This window comes from Salinicola peritrichatus (assembly GCF_003206715.1).
GTDB classification, from domain to species: domain Bacteria; phylum Pseudomonadota; class Gammaproteobacteria; order Pseudomonadales; family Halomonadaceae; genus Salinicola; species Salinicola peritrichatus.
In genome coordinates this window covers 1-15,727 of record NZ_PZJU01000074.1, presented here as the reverse complement: position 1 = coordinate 15,727, position 15,727 = coordinate 1, and the positions used below count along the sequence as shown (strand labels likewise).

The following is a 15,727-nucleotide window of genomic DNA, read 5'->3' as shown; positions in this document are numbered from 1 at the left end:
GACAATACCTCCAAGGCTGAGGGAGGAAAGGCTAGCAAGACATCATTTTTCAGACAAAGCGTAAGACCACCCCCAAAAAATGAAGCAATAATTAATATAGTCCAGGTAAATAGACTACCTTCCATAGCTTTCCCTTATTCTGGATCGTTATCATCCGGGACAGGATGTGCATACCTAATCGCACTGCAAATCGTATCCAGCGCTGGCGTGAGCATGTCGTGCGCAGCCGCTGCGGCCGCGCCGGGGTCCCCGCTTTCAATAGCTAAATAAACGGCTTTATGATCTGTGAAGGTTGGCCCGGGTAGTTGCTGATCATTTTCGGTTCGCGCAATGGTATTTTGTAGGCTGGTCCAAAAAAACTGATATAGCTCTAGGAGCGTAGAATTATGACTAGCACGCACAATACTTAAATGAAAATGTGTGTCCCTGTTTACGAATGCCTCTAGGGAGGCTTTATCCATCCAGTCCCCCCGCGCTCCCAATGAATAATATATAATCTCAAGATCCTTTTCGGTGCGTCGTAAAGCTGCGAGGCGTGCCGCTTCAACTTCGAGAGCCCGTCTGACTTCCAACTGATCACGTAGCGCCGCTTGTGCCAGGTGCTGCAGCATTGCGCTCGGATCACGGCTTGAGCGCACAAAGGTACCAGCTCCTTGACGCACTTCGAGTAACCCAATATGGGCCAAGACTCGTACGGCCTCACGAACTGTATTTCTACCGACACCCAGAGCCTTGCTAAGCTTGTCTTCCGTCGGGATACGCTCACCACAAAGCCATTGCCCTCCCAGCACTTGCGCGCGAAGTTGCTTGATAACGCCTTCAACAAGCGAAGACCGAGGTGTCGGTTCCAAAGGCATAGTAGCTCCAGCAATCATCCCATGAATTAATCAAAGGATGATTGGGTATGATTGCAAGTCTGAATGGGCACTTTTGGTGCAAGATTGACTAAGTGGTGCAGCAAGTAAGCTAGCCAAGCGCGTGGACGGCCTCGCGCGACATGTCGACTCACAGGGGACGACCCCCGCCTACATTGAGAAACAACTTGGCTTGGTACCTACTCACATTTGCTAGTCTTCCAGAAATAGGATGTGCAATCGGCCTTGAATACACGGAAGGCTTAAACGCCTCACGCCGTCGTTATTTACGCTAGTTGCCGCACTGCTAAGTTTCGCTCTACTTGGACTCTACGTGCGACATCTGGCCGTTGGCGCGGGCTTACGCGATTTGGACTGCTATAGGCACTAAAGGTCCTACTTTACTAGGAGTCGTGTTGTTCGGAGAAAATAAGCGTTGGACGGCTACTCTGCATTGCGCTTATCGTATTAGGCGTAGCAGGTCTCAATCTGACCGCCCCCTTCTTAAGCTTCTATTAAGGGATATATAGCATGAAAACAACCTACATGGCTATGGGCTCACCATGACTGCAATTGGTGTTGGCTTCCTCAGTTTCGGTAGCCTACTGGTACGTCTCACTCAAGCTGATGGCTTGACCATCATCTTTTGGCGCAGTTTTTCATGTTTATAGCCTTGGTCTTCTCAGCAGTCCCGGAAGAAGGCTAAATTCACTCCTTGGGAATCTCAAAGCATCACCTGCTTCTGCGGTGCTTTCAGCACTTGCATCAAGCCTTTTTTTGCTTGCGATTACGAACACAGTAATAGCAAATGCAGTAGTCATCTTAAGCGACGCCCTCTAAGTGCGGCAATTTTTACTCAACTTTTCTTGAATTAGAATGTCGCTTTACGAACATGGCTAGTAATATTCGTAGCTATGGTAAGAATAGTCGTTGTCTTTGCTGGATCAATAAAAAGCAGTGGGTTAGTAGATGATATCTAGGCACTTTCGGCAGCGGCTGCTGTAGGAGACAAAATGACTCTATTACGCCACTATTCCGAATTGGACCGTGTACCGCTTATTGCTGGTGGCGGGATTACTTCAGCTGCTCTTGCGCTGCCAATGGCTCGTCCTTTTTAACTACACACCTACAGTTACGGTATACTTGCATTAATGGGTTTATTTAAAATGCCATTAGTTACAGTATTTATGATCAATGCCACCTGCTACTTACATTCCGCTGAGTTAGTGCTGTTTATTCTAGTTGAAACCGCAGTGGGACACTCTGGGTTTGGTGGCTACTTGATGAGCCTCCTCCTGAAGCAAATTTTGTGGTGGCACGTTAATTATTTCGGCGCTTCTTATTCGTGTATAAGCTGGCTTGCGTATGCGGGCTAAAAGTGGTTAAATCCACAATAGTTTAAAATAAGCTTAAATTCTATACATAAATAAAATCATTGCAAAATCTTTTAAACATGCCTAGTATAATGAAGCATGCTTACGCATGTAGCGTCCAGCATGCTCCAGTTAAAATCATCCCGCTTGGCCTAGGCGCAGGATGTTTTTGCTGGTGTCAATCAAATAAATTAAACAGGAGGTATCAAAATGCCCCGTCCAACTATTACTATCAATCGTCTTGATGCCGAACGATTACAGCGTTTGATAAATAATGCTAATAAAGAAGATTATCTCACAGCTGAAGCACTGGAGCTAGAACTGGAGCGCTGCGATCTCGTCGAACCGGAAGAAATACCTGGTGATGTAGTTAGCATGAATAGCAAGGTCGTGTTTACAGACCTTAACCGTAACAAGGAAATGACCCGAACGCTAGTTTACCCTCATGCTTTATCGGGTAGTGAAGATGGATTGTCCGTCTTGGCTCCTATCGGTGCAGCTTTGCTAGGACTTAGGGTCGGTGATATTATTGACTGGCCCCTGCAGAATGGTGTGCAGTTTAATTTGCGTATAGACGCTATCATTTGGCAACCTGAGGCCGCCAAGCAATATTACAAATAACCGATTCATCGCAGCTTAACACCAACAAATTACAAAAAATGCTGCAGGATCAACTATTTTATTCTTCACACAAATTCTGTGGATTAGACGGCGAGCGTGGGCATCAGTCCGTGTTCTTTCGTCTATCGCTCAGCTTAGTTGCCTCCGCATCCGACTCACGGCTTATCCTCGTCGAGCGTCGCCTTCAAACATACTGGTTAAATGAGATGGCGGGCCAGGACGAGGACTTCCGACGATCCTTGCCAGCGCCGTCGTCAATCGGCGCTGGAAGTTGTCTTCTGTTCAGCTCGACGATTCGAACTGCGCGGATTCTTTCGGACCCCATGCCCGACGTAGCACCACTGCCAATAGCGCAGCCACTCCGCTGAGGCCGCCGATCCAGGCCGCATCCGTCAGGCCGGAGACGAAAAAGGCAACGATCCCGCAACTCCAGTACTCAGCGCATAGGGCAACTGGGCACGCACGTGATCGATGTGATCGCAGGAGGAACCCGCCGACGAGAGGATGTTGGTATCCGAGATCGGCGAACGATGACCGCCAAAGATCCCGCCACTGAGCACCGCGGCAATGGCCAACGGCAGCGACATGTCCAGCGCGGCCGGACCGATCGCGAAGATCAACCAGCCCGGCTTCCAAGGACCGGTAGCACGCTGTCACGGCGCCCACCCGATGGCCCGGTTCACTTCGTCCACGTCAGCCCTGGAGCGCTTGCAGCACCGATTGATACGAAGCCCGTTCGCGTTCGGCGTAGAGCTCCAGCTCATCCAGGACCTTGCCTTGCAGTGCCGCTTCGAAGGCGTCCCGGTTCGCGTTGCCTTCATAGGCGTCGTTCTGGGAGCCGCCGAGGTTCGACTGAAAGATGCCGGCCGCACTGATCGGCAAGAAATCTTCATAGGTAATCGGCCGGGCCTCCACCAGGCCCTGCTCGATCAGCGCCTCGATATCCGCGCGCCCCGCCTTGTCCGCCTGGCGGCCGGCCTCGGTCAGCCGATACTCGAAGAACGCCAGCTTCTCGCGGCGCAGCTCCGCTTCCGTATCGGGGAACTCGCTGAAGACCTCGGCCAGCACACGCTGATGCTCGTCGTTAGCCAGCCCCGCCGTGCGACGGCGCGACTCGCCGAGCAAGCGGTCGTAGAGTTCGCGACCTTTCGCAGTCAGTGCCACTCCTCGCTGCTCGATCTCGCCGAAACGGGCGGTGTGGGTGCCCTGGCGTTCGCCGGCAAAGCGGGTCGGTTCCTCCAACGCCTTGAAGCTGGTCTGGCGCAACAGGATCGGACAGTTACGACGCGGCGGCCCCTCGATCACGTCTTTGGGGTTCATGCCAGCCTGCGGCATGCGGCGCTGGGCTTCATCGATGTTCAAGGTGCGCGGCGTCAGATGATTGATATGCGGCCCTCTGAAGCAGACCACATCGGCGATCAACCGATGCTCGGCTTGTAGTGCCTCGTAGGTTTCCAGATCCACCGTGGCATCCTGATGCCAGCGGAAAGTCTCCAGCGCCTCGCTCACAAAACGATCGGCCTGTTCGTCGGTGAGCCCATCCTGCGATTCATACTGAGCGATCAACTCACGTGCGCCGCGGGTAAAAATATCGCGATCGGCAAGGATCTTCGCGGCTCGCTCGCGCAGCGTGTCGCTCTCGATCAGTTCGAGACGCAACAGCGAGGTGAAGACCCGGAAGGGGTTGTAGGCCAGAGCTTCATCATCGACCGGACGGAACGCCGTGGAATGTACGGGTACACCGGCCTCCGACAGATCGTAGTACCCGACCGGGACCATCCCCATCACGGCGAATAGACGACGCAACATGGCCAGCTCATCAGCCGTCCCTACCCGAATGGCACCATGGCGCTCCACGCCCAGGCGGTTAAACTCATCGAAGTTCGAAAGTCGCTCGGCCAATGCCGGGTCACGTTCGAGTGTTTCTCGGTTCACCTGATCCACCAGTTCGAGCAACGTCTCATACTGCGGAACTTCAGACTGGTACATGGCCGACATAGCCTTGGAGAAGCGATCGCGGATCTCGTCCGGTGAAACGTAAGCTGGGTTCATGGCATGTCTCCTTGGTTTGTTCGTGATGCTCAATGGCCGGTAGTGGCGCGCAGGGCGTTGAGCAGCCCCTGCAGAGGATGCGGGAGGACGGTATTCGAGAGGCGCTTGGCCTGGCTGCGACACGAGTAGCCGGTGGCCAGCAGCGTGCCGGCATTGGCCGGAGCCTCGACCGGCGCGCGCCACGAGAGATCGTAGATCGCCTCGGAGGTCTCGCGGTTACGCGCCTCGTGGCCGTAGGTGCCGGACATGCCGCAGCAGCCGGTGGCGATCAATTCGAGTTGCAGCCCGGCGTTGGCGAACACCTGCTGCCAGGCCTTGGGCGAGCCCGGGGCGTTGGTGCGCTCGGTACAGTGCGAGAGCAGCTTGAAGCCGGGATCGTCGAGGCTTACGTCCGGGGGCAATAGCCGCTGGCCGAGCGAGACCAGCCATTCCTGCAACAGCAGTACCTCGGGGGCGCTGTCCGGCCCCAGCGCCTGGGCATATTCCTGGCGGTAGGCCAGGGTCATCGCCGGGTCGACGCCGACCAGCGGCACGCCACTTTCGGCCAGCGTCCTGAGGCGCCTTGCCTGTTTTTCGGCGGTGCGCTCGAAGGCGCCGAGAAAGCCCTGGACGTTGAGCGGCTTGCCGTTGGCCGAAAAGGGCGCGACGAACACGCGGATGTCGAGCCGGGTGAGCAGCTCAACGATATCCATCACCAGCTTCGACTCGAAATAGCTGGTGAAGGCGTCCTGGATCAGGATCACGCTGCGCGCTTTCTGGCGCTCGTTGAGCAGGCCGAGCGAGGTCGGCGTGGCCTCACTGATGCCCCAGGCGCGCAGTTGCTTGGCGAGGCTCGCCCGCGACAGCCGCGGGCTGTCGACCATGCCGATGGGGCCGGCCAGCAAGCGCTCGACCAGGCGGTTGCCGAGCAGGGCGTTGTAGGCCGGCGCCACCGGCTGCAGATAGGGCACGAAGAATTCCAGCCCGCCGATCAGGTAGTCGCGCAGCGGGCGCAGGTAACGGCCGTGATAGATCTCGAGGAACTGCGAGCGGAACTCGGGCACGTTGACCTTGACCGGGCACTGCCCGGCGCAGGACTTGCAGGCCAGACAGCCGGCCATCGCCTCGTGAACCTCGTGGGAGAAGTCCGGCTCGCCGCGGCGCTTGGCCAGGGTATTGCGCAGACGTAGCGGGAAGTCGCGGACGAACTCCCAGGCGCCCTCGGACTTCTTGTTGCGCGACTCCTCGAGTACGTCGATGCCGGCGTTGCCCTGCAGGCGCAGCCACTCGCGCATCAGGCTGGCGCGGCCCTTGGGCGAGTGGATGCGTTGCCGGGTGGCCTTCCACGACGGGCACATGGCGTCATCGGGGTCATAGTTGTAGCAGGCGCCGTTGCCGTTGCAGTACACCGCGCTGGCATGGGCGCGCCACACCCGCTCATCGATCTGGCGATCGAGTTCGCCGCGAGTCGGCACGCCGTCGACGGTCAACAGGCCAGGATCGGCCCCCTTGATGGCCTGTTCGGCGACCGTATCTTCTCCCCGGGACGCGCTGCCTGTGGCCGCGGACGGACTCCCCGCAGTTTCGGGCGGGATAGCCGTACCGGCGTCTTCGGGCCGGATGGATCGCTCCGCGTCTTCGAGCGGGATAGTCGTACCGGCGGCTTCGGGCCGGATGGAAAGCGGCGTAGCAATCTTGCCCGGGTTCATCTGGTTGTGCGGATCGAACGCCGCCTTGAGGCGTTGCAGGGTGGGGTAGAGCTCGCCGAAGAACTTCGGCGCGTACTCCGAACGCACGCCCTTGCCATGCTCGCCCCATAACAGACCATGATATTTGTGAGTCAGTGCGGCGACTTCATCGGAAAGCTCGCGTATCAGCGTCGCCTGGGCCGGGTCCTTCATGTCGATCGCCGGGCGCACGTGCAGCACCCCGGCGTCGACGTGGCCGAACATGCCGTAGCTGAGCCCGCGCTCGTCCAGCAGGGCGCGGAACTCGGCGATGTAATCGGCCAGATGCTCGGGCGGCACCGCGGTATCCTCGACGAACGGGATCGGGCGCTTCTCGCCCTTGGCGTTGCCGAGCAGGCCCACGGCGCGCTTGCGCATGGCGTAGACGCGGCCGATCTGCTCGCGACCCTCGGCCCGCGTGTAGCCCAGCCGTTCGACACTGGCGTCGGCGGCCAGGTGATCGGTGAAGGCGGCGACGCGCGCCTCCAGTTTTGCCGGGTCGTCGTCGTTGAACTCGACCAGGTTGATGCCGCGAATCGTCACTTGCTCGCCGCGGCGCGTGGCCGGGGCGATGGCGACTTCGACGCCCTCGCTGAGCGGCTCGGGACGGTCGTTGTCCGGCGCGGGAAAGAACTCGGCGACACTGTCCCAGACGAAATCCTCCATCGCCAGGGCCAGCACGCTATCGTCGATGGTCTCGATCGAGGTCGGCTTGGCATGGCTCGCCATTAGTGCCTTGGCGTCGCGCAGCGCATCCATGAAGCCGCTGTAGCGGATATTGACCAGCGTCGAGTGGCGAGGGATGGGCAGCACGTTGAGTGTCGCCTCGGCGACGAAGCCCAGCGAGCCTTCCGAGCCGCACAGCACGCTATTGAGATCGAAAAGTCCGTCGGGGGTGCGCAGATGCGCCAGATCGTAACCGGTCAGGCAGCGGTTGAGCGGCGGAAACACGGCCTCGATCCGTTCGCGTTGACTGTCGATGATATCGCTCGCAACACGGTGGGTCTCGCCGACGATATCGTCGCGTGCGCAGAGCGTGGCAAGTTCTTCGTCGCCCACCGGCCGGCTCTCGAAGCGCTCGCCGCCGAGCATGACTGTGTCCAGCGCCAATACATGATCGCGGGTCTTGCCGTATTCGCGGCTGCCCTGACCGCTGGCGTCGGTGGAGATCATGCCGCCGATGGTCGCGCGGTTGGAGGTCGACAGCTCCGGGGCGAAAAACAGCCCGTGAGGCTTGAGCGCGGCGTTGAGCTGGTCCTTGACCACCCCGGCCTGGACCCGCACGCGGCGATTTTCGACGTCGACCTCGAGGATCCGGTTCATATAGCGCGAGACATCGACCATCAGGCCGTCGGTCAGCGACTGGCCGTTGGTGCCGGTGCCGCCGCCGCGCGGGGCGAGCACGCTATCGCGATATTCGCTGTCCCCGGCCAGACGCGCAATGCGTTGCAGGTCTTCGGCGTCACGTGGATAGATCACCGCCTGGGGCAGGCGCTGATAGATCGAGTTGTCGGTGGCCAGTACCGTACGGTTGGCGTAGTCGGGCGCGATATCGCCGCGAAAGCCGGCGTGGCGCAGGGCCTCGATAAATCGCTGATAAGCCGTCTGTACAGCCGCCCCGTCTTCCAGCCGCGCGATCATGGCTACAGCGTCTCCAGCGCCTGTTCGATACAGTTCAGGCCCTCGTTGAGAATGTCGGGTTCTGTTGTCAGCGGCGGTAGCAGGCGTAATACATTGCGCCGACGGCCACTTGGCATCAACAATACACCGGCGTCACGAGCAGCAGACAACAGCGCCATGAGATGCTCACTGCCAGTGGCTGTGGCGGTATCCTCAAAGACGATACCGCGCATGGCGCCAATGCCGGTCAACTTGCCCACCATTGGAAAGCGCCTCGAGGCCTGCCAGCGGCGATGGGCATCAGCAATTAGGGATTCCTGGCGATCGCCCCACTCGCGCAGGTTGCTTTCACTCATAACATCCATGACTACCCGGGCTGCAGCACAGGCCACCGCGTTGCCGGAGTAGGTACCACCCAGCCCACCCTTAACAATGGCATCCATAAGCTCTCGCCGGCCAGCCAACGCCGCCAATGGCAGCCCCGCGGCCATACTCTTGCCCATCAATGTAAGATCGGGCTCAACGCCCAAATGCGAGAACGCGAAGCGGCGACCGCTACGGCCGAAACCGGACTGGATCTCATCGAAGATTAGGACAATGCCATGCCGATCACACAAGCAACGCAGGCGTGCGGCGAAGTCGGCGCAGAGCAAACGGAAACCGCCTTCGCCTTGAACTGGCTCGACAATGATGCAAGCCACTTCGTCGATCGGGGTTTCGACCTCGAACAGGCGCTCAAGGGCCGCCATGGCCTGGTCGGCATCGATATCACTGTCGCGGCTGGGAAACGGCAGGTGATAAACCGGACCGGGCAAGGCACCCAGACCATTCTTATAGGGCTTGACCTTGCCATTGAGGTTGAGAGCCGCGAGGGTTCGGCCATGAAAGCCATCATCGAAGGCAATCACGCCCTGGCGCCCCGTCGCGGCACGTGCCACCTTGAGCGCATTCTCGGTCGCCTCAGCACCACTATTGGTTAGCATACAGGAGAGTGGATATGACACCGGGACGAACGCATCCAGTGCCTTGGCAACTTCCAGATACCCGCGATGCGGTATGGCATTGAAGGCTGAGTGCATCAGAGTCTCGACCTGTCGTTGCACGGCTTCGACCACGGCAGGGTGGCCATGCCCGAGATTAAGTACACCAATGCCGCCGACGAAGTCGATATAACGCCTGCCCTCTTCATCCCAAACTTCGGCATTCTTTCCCCGCTCGATGCATAGGGAGTGAACTATTCCCAGTGCACTACTGATGTGTGAAAGATCCATTATCCATGTACCTATCGATGCTTTTTATTGATCGAACAAGAAGCATCAGATCAGAGCCGGGAAGAGACCTACAAACGAAAAAAAGCGCGAAATTCATTCCAAAAAAGAATGCCTCAGAAAGTTTTCTGGCATGCTCATGGCGCTACGCCAGCAAAGCAACTCTCGCCAGTCAGTCTGAGTCACTATCGACCCTAGTCGGCGTATCGTGATGCTCTAGTATCCAGTCGATGAATCCCTTTACCTTACCGACCTCTCCCTTGTGTTCGGGATAGGCTAGGTAATAGGCATCGCGGCTTTTCAGACGGAAGTCCCAGGGGATCGTCAGCTGGCCCCTCGACAATTCCTCCTCAGCCAGGAAATGTGGCACGAGTGTTACACCACAACCCGCCCGTGCCGCTTGCAGAGCCATATAGAACGTATCGAAGCGTGGCCCATGGTAGCTGTGCGCGGTATAGGTTCCCTGCGCCTCGAACCAGTCGTGCCAGGCCTCGGGACGCGTCGCACTTTGCAACAGCACCAGACGTGTCAATGCCAGCGGCTCCGCAATACCGTCAGCTGGCACGACCGAGGGGGCACAGACTGGCACCATCTCTTCGTCAAGCAACTTAATACATTCCGCCCTGGGCCAGGCACCATGACCGAAGAAGAAAGCCACATCGACTCGGTCCTCCTCCAGGTCGAACGGCTCGACCCGGTTGCTGATGTTCAGATACACGTTGGGGTGGCGAAAGCGAAAGCCGTTGAGCCGGGGAATTAGCCAGCGCGCACCGAAGGTCGGCAACGTCGTGACGTTAAGCACCTCGCTCTGCCCCCCGTAGGACTGCATATAGCGCGTGGACATCTCTACCTGAGCGAGAATCTTTCGCACCTCAGTCAGGTAGAGCGAGCCCTCGGGGGTCACCTGCAGTCGCTTTCGCACACGACGAAAGAGCGGCTGCTCAAGGACCGACTCAAGTTGTGCAACCTGCTTGCTGACGGCACTTTGCGTCAGGCTCAGTTCATCGGCCGCCCGCGTGAAACTCAAGTGGCGGGCCGAGGCCTCGAAACACTGCATGGCAGTCAGGGTTGGTAGATGACTACGGCTCATGCTCAACCTTTAAGAAAAATAGGAATGAATTTCGTATAAAACGTCGTTTGAGCCAGGTCAATAGCGATGGTGATACTGCCTGTGTCCCGTTAGCCATAGCACAAGCAGTAGGAGATAGAATGATCGATACCGTCATGCAGCGACTTGGCGTCACCGAGTCCCAGTACCGTCAGGGCGACTTCATTGTTACCACGCCCACTGACGGCAGTGAAATCGGCCGTATCAAACTCGAAGGAGCCGATGCGGTGGATGCTCGCATCGCACGCGCCGAACAGGCCTTCAAGCAGTGGAGCCAAGTGCCGGCCCCACGCCGCGGCGAGCTGGTCCGTCTGTTCGGCGAACAGCTACGCCGCCATAAGCAGGACCTGGGAGCACTGGTCACCCTGGAGTGCGGCAAGATCCTTCAGGAGGGTCTCGGCGAAGTCCAAGAGATGATCGATATCTGCGACTTGGCCGTCGGCCAGTCGCGCCAGCTCTTTGGCCTGACCATCGCCTCGGAGCGCCCCGGTCATCATATGCGCGAGAGCTGGCATCCGCTGGGTCCTATCGGCCTGATCACTGCGTTCAATTTTCCGGTCGCGCCCTGGGCCTGGAACTCTGCACTGGCTTTGGTCTGCGGCAATAGCCTGCTGTGGAAACCCTCAGAGAAGACGCCTCTCTGCGCCCTGGCCTGCCAGGCCCTGCTGGAGCGCGCCATAGAGGAATTCGGCGACGAGGCCCCGCAAGATCTCAGCCAGGTCATCCTCGGCGACCACGAAGCAGGTGAGCGCCTGGTGGATGATCCGCGCGTTCCACTAATTAGTGCCACCGGTAGCACGCGCATGGGCCGTGAGGTGGCACCACGTGTAGCCACCCGCTTCGGCCGCAGCATCCTCGAGCTCGGGGGCAACAATGCCATGATCCTAGCCCCTAGTGCCGATTTGGACATGGCCGTGCGCGCCATTTTGTTCTCGGCGGCCGGCACCGCTGGCCAGCGCTGCACCTCACTGCGCCGCCTAATTGTGCACGAGTCTATCCGCGACGAAGTGGTCGAGCGGCTCAAGAAGGCCTACGCCAATATTCGCATCGGCGATCCCATGGAAGGCTACCTGGTCGGCCCGCTGATCGATGGTCAAGCCTACGAGCAGATGCAGTCCGCGCTGGAGCGCGCAAGCAAGCAGGGCGGCAGTGTCTTCGGTGGCGAGCGTCAGTTAGCCGACGCCTACCCCAACGGCTATTACGTCTCCCCGGCCATCGTCGAGGTCAAGGAACAGGATGACTTGGTCAGGCACGAGACCTTCGCACCGATCCTTTATGTCATGAGCTACAGCGACTTCGAAGACGCGCTGGCCATGAACAACGACGTACCCCAGGGCTTGTCCTCCTGCGTGTTCACGACCGACGTGCGGGAAGCCGAGACTTTCGTCTCTGACCAGGGCAGCGACTGCGGTATCGCCAACATTAACATCGGCCCGAGCGGTGCCGAGATCGGCGGTGCCTTCGGCGGAGAGAAAGAGACCGGTGGCGGTCGCGAGTCCGGTTCTGACGTATGGAAGAGCTACATGCGGCGTCAGACCAACACCGTGAACTACTCCCGCGAACTGCCGCTGGCACAGGGCATTAAGTTCGACTAATCACGACGGCCGCCATGGGCCGATAGTGCTGCACATGGCGGCGTTGTGAGCGAACCATAACAACGTGTCATGGAGTCATGAGATGACAACAACAATTTCCCGAGAACAGTGGGGCAGCCGCTTCGGCTATCTGATGGCCGTCATCGGCGCCATGGTCGGTGCCGGAAATATCTGGCGTATGCCCTATGTCACCGGCGAGAACGGTGGGGGCGCGTTCCTCATCGCTTATTTCACCCTCCTCTACCTAATCGCCGTTCCCGGTCTCATGGGCGAAACCAGCCTTGGCCGGTATACTCGCCAAGGCCTGCTCGGTACCTTCCGCAAGGTGTACGGCAACAACCGTATGGTCGGCCTGGGCCTGGTCATTCTGATCTTTAATGTCGTACTGATGTCGTATTACTCGTCAGTCGTCGGTTGGTCGGTTTACTACGCCTACCATGCGCTGATCGGGACCTTTACCCAAACCGATTTCGATACCGCTGCGTTGTGGCAGGCCTTCAGTGCTAACAAGCCACTCAACGTGGGCATGCACACACTCGCCATGTTGATGGTCACCGGTATTCTGCTGTTCGGGATCAAGGGTGGCATCGAGCGTTTGGCAAAGTGGATGATGCCGATCCTGACCATTGCCCTGATCGCCATCGCCATTCGTGGCCTGACGCTGCCCGGCGCTATCGCAGGGCTTGAGTTCGCCTTCTCGCCCAACTGGGATTATCTCGTACGTGGCGAAACCTGGTTAGCTGCGCTAGGCCAAGCACTCTTCTCCACCGGTCTCGGTTGGGGTATCGCGTTGACCTATGGCAGCTACCTGGGTCGCAACGACGATATCCCCCTCGGAGGCGGCATATTCACCGCGGTCGGAAACACCAGCTTCGGTCTTCTGGCTATCTTCGCTGTGTTTCCTATCGTATTCGCCTTTGGTATCTCGCCCTCGTCGGGGCCGGAACTGGCCTTCGTTGCCCTGGCAAATGCCTTTGGCAGCATGTCAGCAGGCTACATCTGGGCCCTATTATTCTTCATGGGCTTCTTCTTCGCTAACCTGACCACCGCCATTGCCATAACCGAAGTGGGGGTCACCACCTACAAGGAAGAACGCCAGCTTCCCCGCGGCAAGGCCGTGCTCACCATCTGCGGCATCATCTGGCTATTGGGTATCCCGAGCGCCCTGAACGCCAATATCCTCGGCTATCTGGACTTCGTACTCGGCAACTGGGGGCTACCGCTGGCCACCTTCCTTATCATGGTTACCATCGGCTGGAAGTTCGACGCCAAGCGCTTACGCATCATGAGCCTGAATCGGGGTGCCGATCTTTACGTATCCAGTATTTGGGAAGCCGTCGTGCGGTATCAAATCCCCGCCATCATGCTCGCGATCATGGCCTACTTTCTCTACAGCAATCTCAGCCAGACGCCTTGGAAGACAGTGAGTGGCCTGATAGTGCTGACGCTGATGATTCCGCTGTGCATGTGGTTCATGAGTCGCCGCCACGACACCGACTCTACCAATACTTTTGTTGAAGGACGCCGTTCATGAGCTTTTCAGCAGTTATCGTCATGATTGTCTCGATCGCCGCCCTCTGGGGAGTAGCCACCATTACGCTGGTTCATTCGATGCGGCAGGAGGGCCGCAAGCTATCCCTGCTCCAGGAGCAGGGTAACTTCGAGCCCTTCTCCCCTGCTGCTCAACACGATATCGAGGAATGGCTAGCCCGCAATCCGGAAGGGGAAAAAGCCCGAGAAATGCGTGAGCTGCTCGAACTTCAAAACCAGGCACGGCGCAACAATTCCCGACATTTCTACCATTGGGCAAATTCGTAATCACCGCCGCCATCGATAGGCGTGAGAGAATCAATACTAGCAATAGTAGTGGCCTATCGGTGGCTTGGAACCAACAATCCAACAAGACAGGAGGTGTCATGAAGGAACAGTGTTTATGGCACTACACCTCAAAGGAGCCAGCCCTGGAGCTGGCCCCTCTCCGAGGTGAGCACACCGCTGACGTCGCTGTGATCGGTGGAGGCATTACCGGACTCAGTACTGCACTGCATCTCGCCGAAGCGGGCGTTAACGTAAGGCTGATCGAGGCAGGAGATATTCCCAGTGGTGGCTCAGGCCGTAATGTCGGGCTAGTGAATGCCGGATTATGGATCCCACCAGACGATATTTCGGAAGCCTTGGGTGAGAAGGATGGCGAGCAAGTCAATACAATCCTCGGCCAAGCGCCCGCCGAGGTGTTTTCGCTGATCGAACGTCATGGTATTGAGTGTCAGGCTACCCGAACCGGCACCTTGCACATGGCTCATAACGGTAAGGGCGAACAGGAGTTGGCACGGCGCGCAGAGCAGCTTCAACGCCGTGGCTCCCCGGTGGAATTATTGGAAGAAGAAGCCTGCCAGCAGTATGTAGGTACTCGCCGTGTCCGGCGCGCCCTGCTTGACCGGCGTGCTGGCACGCTCAACCCCAACGCCTATACCCGAGGTCTGGCTCGTGCTGCCATCGCCGCAGGAGCACATGTGCATACTCATAGCCCCGCCGAGGCGGTGGCTCGCCAAGGCGATGACTGGCAGGTCATCACGGCAGAGGGCAGTGTGCGCGCACCTCGCCTGGTAATAGCCACCAACGCCTATACACAGGACCACTGGAACGAGGTTCGCCATCACTTTTTCCTTGGCCATTTCTTCCAGGTGGCTTCGCCCCCTCTATCCGATGACGTTGCAGGCGACATTCTTCCCGAGCGCCAGGGCGCGTGGGATACCCGCACTGTGCTAAGCAGTTTGCGCCGCGACGCTGATGGTCGATTGATCTTAGGCAGCTTAGGTTGCGGCGAGAGCAAGCCCGCCGCCTTCATACGCTGCTGGGCCGACCGCATTCAGCAGCATTACTTTCCCCAGCTTGGCCGTGTCGATTGGGAATGCACCTGGACCGGACGCGTCGCATTCACACCGGATCATACTCTGCGGCTATTCGAGCCAGCGCCCGATATTCTCGCAGTCACTGGCTACAACGGACGCGGAGTGACGACAGGCACGGTCGTCGGCAAGGGGTTTGCGCACTACATCCTCCATGGAGATAACTCCCTTCTGCCCCTACCGATACGTCCCGCCAAGCCGATCTCGGCGGCTCCGCTGTGGCGCTCAGCCTATGAGAGCGGCTTCACGCTGTATCATGCCGGCCAGTGCTTGCGACTCATCGCCTGAGTTTTTGTGGAAGGGAGGCTAGAATGTCCTCCCTCGTAGCTAAAATGATCGTGACAGGGAGGATTTAGCAGTCTGCCAGGGTGCAAATACTGCCTAGCTGTGTGGTCCCTGGAGTGATGGTCTACCTTACGAGCCACTCTCGGCGGATGATCCATGGCTCAGATTCTTCAGAAGCGCGCCAAGACCACACACGCCATCCGAGCAGAAATACAGCGATCGACAGCTTCGGTCGCGGCGTTGAGTCGCCAATACGGCATCAACCCCAAGACCGTACGCAAGGGGCGCCATCGTGACACCTCGAAGATACCCAAATGGACCCTACGCTTTGTCTGA

12 protein-coding genes are annotated in these 15,727 nt (G+C 58.3%); 6 read left to right on the top strand and 6 right to left on the bottom strand.

The features are described from left to right. Window positions 1-134 precede the first annotated feature (134 nt). Window positions 135-857: a FadR/GntR family transcriptional regulator gene (locus DOM57_RS20260; protein WP_110651150.1), complete on the bottom strand. Its 723-nt coding sequence runs from the start codon at window positions 855-857 to the stop codon at window positions 135-137. 320 nt (window positions 858-1,177) lie between these two features. Between DOM57_RS20260 and DOM57_RS22790 the strand changes: the two genes are divergently transcribed. Beyond that, on the top strand, window positions 1,178-1,384 hold the full coding sequence (locus tag DOM57_RS22790) for an SMR family transporter (protein WP_420820243.1): 207 nt from the start codon (window positions 1,178-1,180) through the stop codon (window positions 1,382-1,384). A gap of 1,053 nt (window positions 1,385-2,437) precedes the next feature. Next, window positions 2,438-2,848, top strand: a complete 411-nt coding sequence (gene rnk, locus DOM57_RS20250) for a nucleoside diphosphate kinase regulator (protein WP_110651148.1) — start codon at window positions 2,438-2,440, stop codon at window positions 2,846-2,848. A 392-nt stretch (window positions 2,849-3,240) separates the two neighbouring features. Here the strand turns inward: rnk and DOM57_RS22470 are convergent, their stop codons facing one another. The 5 genes from DOM57_RS22470 to DOM57_RS20225 form a co-directional block, all read right to left on the bottom strand. Further along, on the bottom strand, window positions 3,241-3,468 hold the full coding sequence (locus DOM57_RS22470; RefSeq protein WP_239496348.1) for a Na+/H+ antiporter NhaC family protein: 228 nt from the start codon (window positions 3,466-3,468) through the stop codon (window positions 3,241-3,243). A gap of 73 nt (window positions 3,469-3,541) precedes the next feature. Further along, on the bottom strand, window positions 3,542-4,900 hold the full coding sequence (gene hglS, locus DOM57_RS20240) for a 2-oxoadipate dioxygenase/decarboxylase HglS (protein ID WP_110651146.1): 1,359 nt from the start codon (window positions 4,898-4,900) through the stop codon (window positions 3,542-3,544). 29 nt (window positions 4,901-4,929) lie between these two features. After that, complete coding sequence (locus DOM57_RS20235; RefSeq protein ID WP_110651144.1) at window positions 4,930-8,247, bottom strand: FAD-binding and (Fe-S)-binding domain-containing protein; 3,318 nt, start codon at window positions 8,245-8,247, stop codon at window positions 4,930-4,932. A gap of 2 nt (window positions 8,248-8,249) precedes the next feature. After that, window positions 8,250-9,497, bottom strand: a complete 1,248-nt coding sequence (locus DOM57_RS20230; RefSeq protein WP_110651142.1) for a 2-aminoadipate transaminase — start codon at window positions 9,495-9,497, stop codon at window positions 8,250-8,252. 169 nt (window positions 9,498-9,666) lie between these two features. Beyond that, entirely contained in the window at window positions 9,667-10,584 is a 918-nt protein-coding gene (locus DOM57_RS20225) for a LysR family transcriptional regulator (RefSeq protein ID WP_110651140.1), read from the bottom strand. A gap of 119 nt (window positions 10,585-10,703) precedes the next feature. Here DOM57_RS20225 and amaB point away from each other — a divergent pair, with 119 nt between their 5' ends. The 4 genes from amaB to amaA all read left to right on the top strand — a co-directional run bounded on the left by amaB (window position 10,704) and on the right by amaA (window position 15,394). Continuing rightward, complete coding sequence (gene amaB, locus DOM57_RS20220; RefSeq protein ID WP_110651138.1) at window positions 10,704-12,197, top strand: L-piperidine-6-carboxylate dehydrogenase; 1,494 nt, start codon at window positions 10,704-10,706, stop codon at window positions 12,195-12,197. An 82-nt stretch (window positions 12,198-12,279) separates the two neighbouring features. Continuing rightward, a complete protein-coding gene (locus DOM57_RS20215; RefSeq protein ID WP_110651136.1) occupies window positions 12,280-13,731 on the top strand; it encodes a sodium-dependent transporter in 1,452 nt (483 codons plus the stop codon). Next, a complete protein-coding gene (locus tag DOM57_RS20210; protein WP_110651134.1) occupies window positions 13,728-14,015 on the top strand; it encodes a DUF8026 family protein in 288 nt (95 codons plus the stop codon). Before DOM57_RS20215 ends, DOM57_RS20210 begins: the two co-directional genes overlap by 4 nt. A gap of 98 nt (window positions 14,016-14,113) precedes the next feature. Further along, entirely contained in the window at window positions 14,114-15,394 is a 1,281-nt protein-coding gene (gene amaA, locus DOM57_RS20205) for an L-pipecolate oxidase (protein WP_110651132.1), read from the top strand. Window positions 15,395-15,727: the final 333 nt, after the last annotated feature.

What these genes read in the sequence shown, in the direction of transcription:
- DOM57_RS20260 (WP_110651150.1), bottom strand. Translation starts at nt 857, where the DNA reads ATGCCTTTGGAACCGACACCTCGGTCTTCGCTTGTTGAAGGCGTTATC.
- rnk (WP_110651148.1), top strand. Translation starts at nt 2,438, where the DNA reads ATGCCCCGTCCAACTATTACTATCAATCGTCTTGATGCCGAACGATTA.
- hglS (WP_110651146.1), bottom strand. Translation starts at nt 4,900, where the DNA reads ATGAACCCAGCTTACGTTTCACCGGACGAGATCCGCGATCGCTTCTCC.
- DOM57_RS20235 (WP_110651144.1), bottom strand. Translation starts at nt 8,247, where the DNA reads ATGATCGCGCGGCTGGAAGACGGGGCGGCTGTACAGACGGCTTATCAG.
- DOM57_RS20230 (WP_110651142.1), bottom strand. Translation starts at nt 9,497, where the DNA reads ATGGATCTTTCACACATCAGTAGTGCACTGGGAATAGTTCACTCCCTA.
- DOM57_RS20225 (WP_110651140.1), bottom strand. Translation starts at nt 10,584, where the DNA reads ATGAGCCGTAGTCATCTACCAACCCTGACTGCCATGCAGTGTTTCGAG.
- amaB (WP_110651138.1), top strand. Translation starts at nt 10,704, where the DNA reads ATGATCGATACCGTCATGCAGCGACTTGGCGTCACCGAGTCCCAGTAC.
- DOM57_RS20215 (WP_110651136.1), top strand. Translation starts at nt 12,280, where the DNA reads ATGACAACAACAATTTCCCGAGAACAGTGGGGCAGCCGCTTCGGCTAT.
- DOM57_RS20210 (WP_110651134.1), top strand. Translation starts at nt 13,728, where the DNA reads ATGAGCTTTTCAGCAGTTATCGTCATGATTGTCTCGATCGCCGCCCTC.
- amaA (WP_110651132.1), top strand. Translation starts at nt 14,114, where the DNA reads ATGAAGGAACAGTGTTTATGGCACTACACCTCAAAGGAGCCAGCCCTG.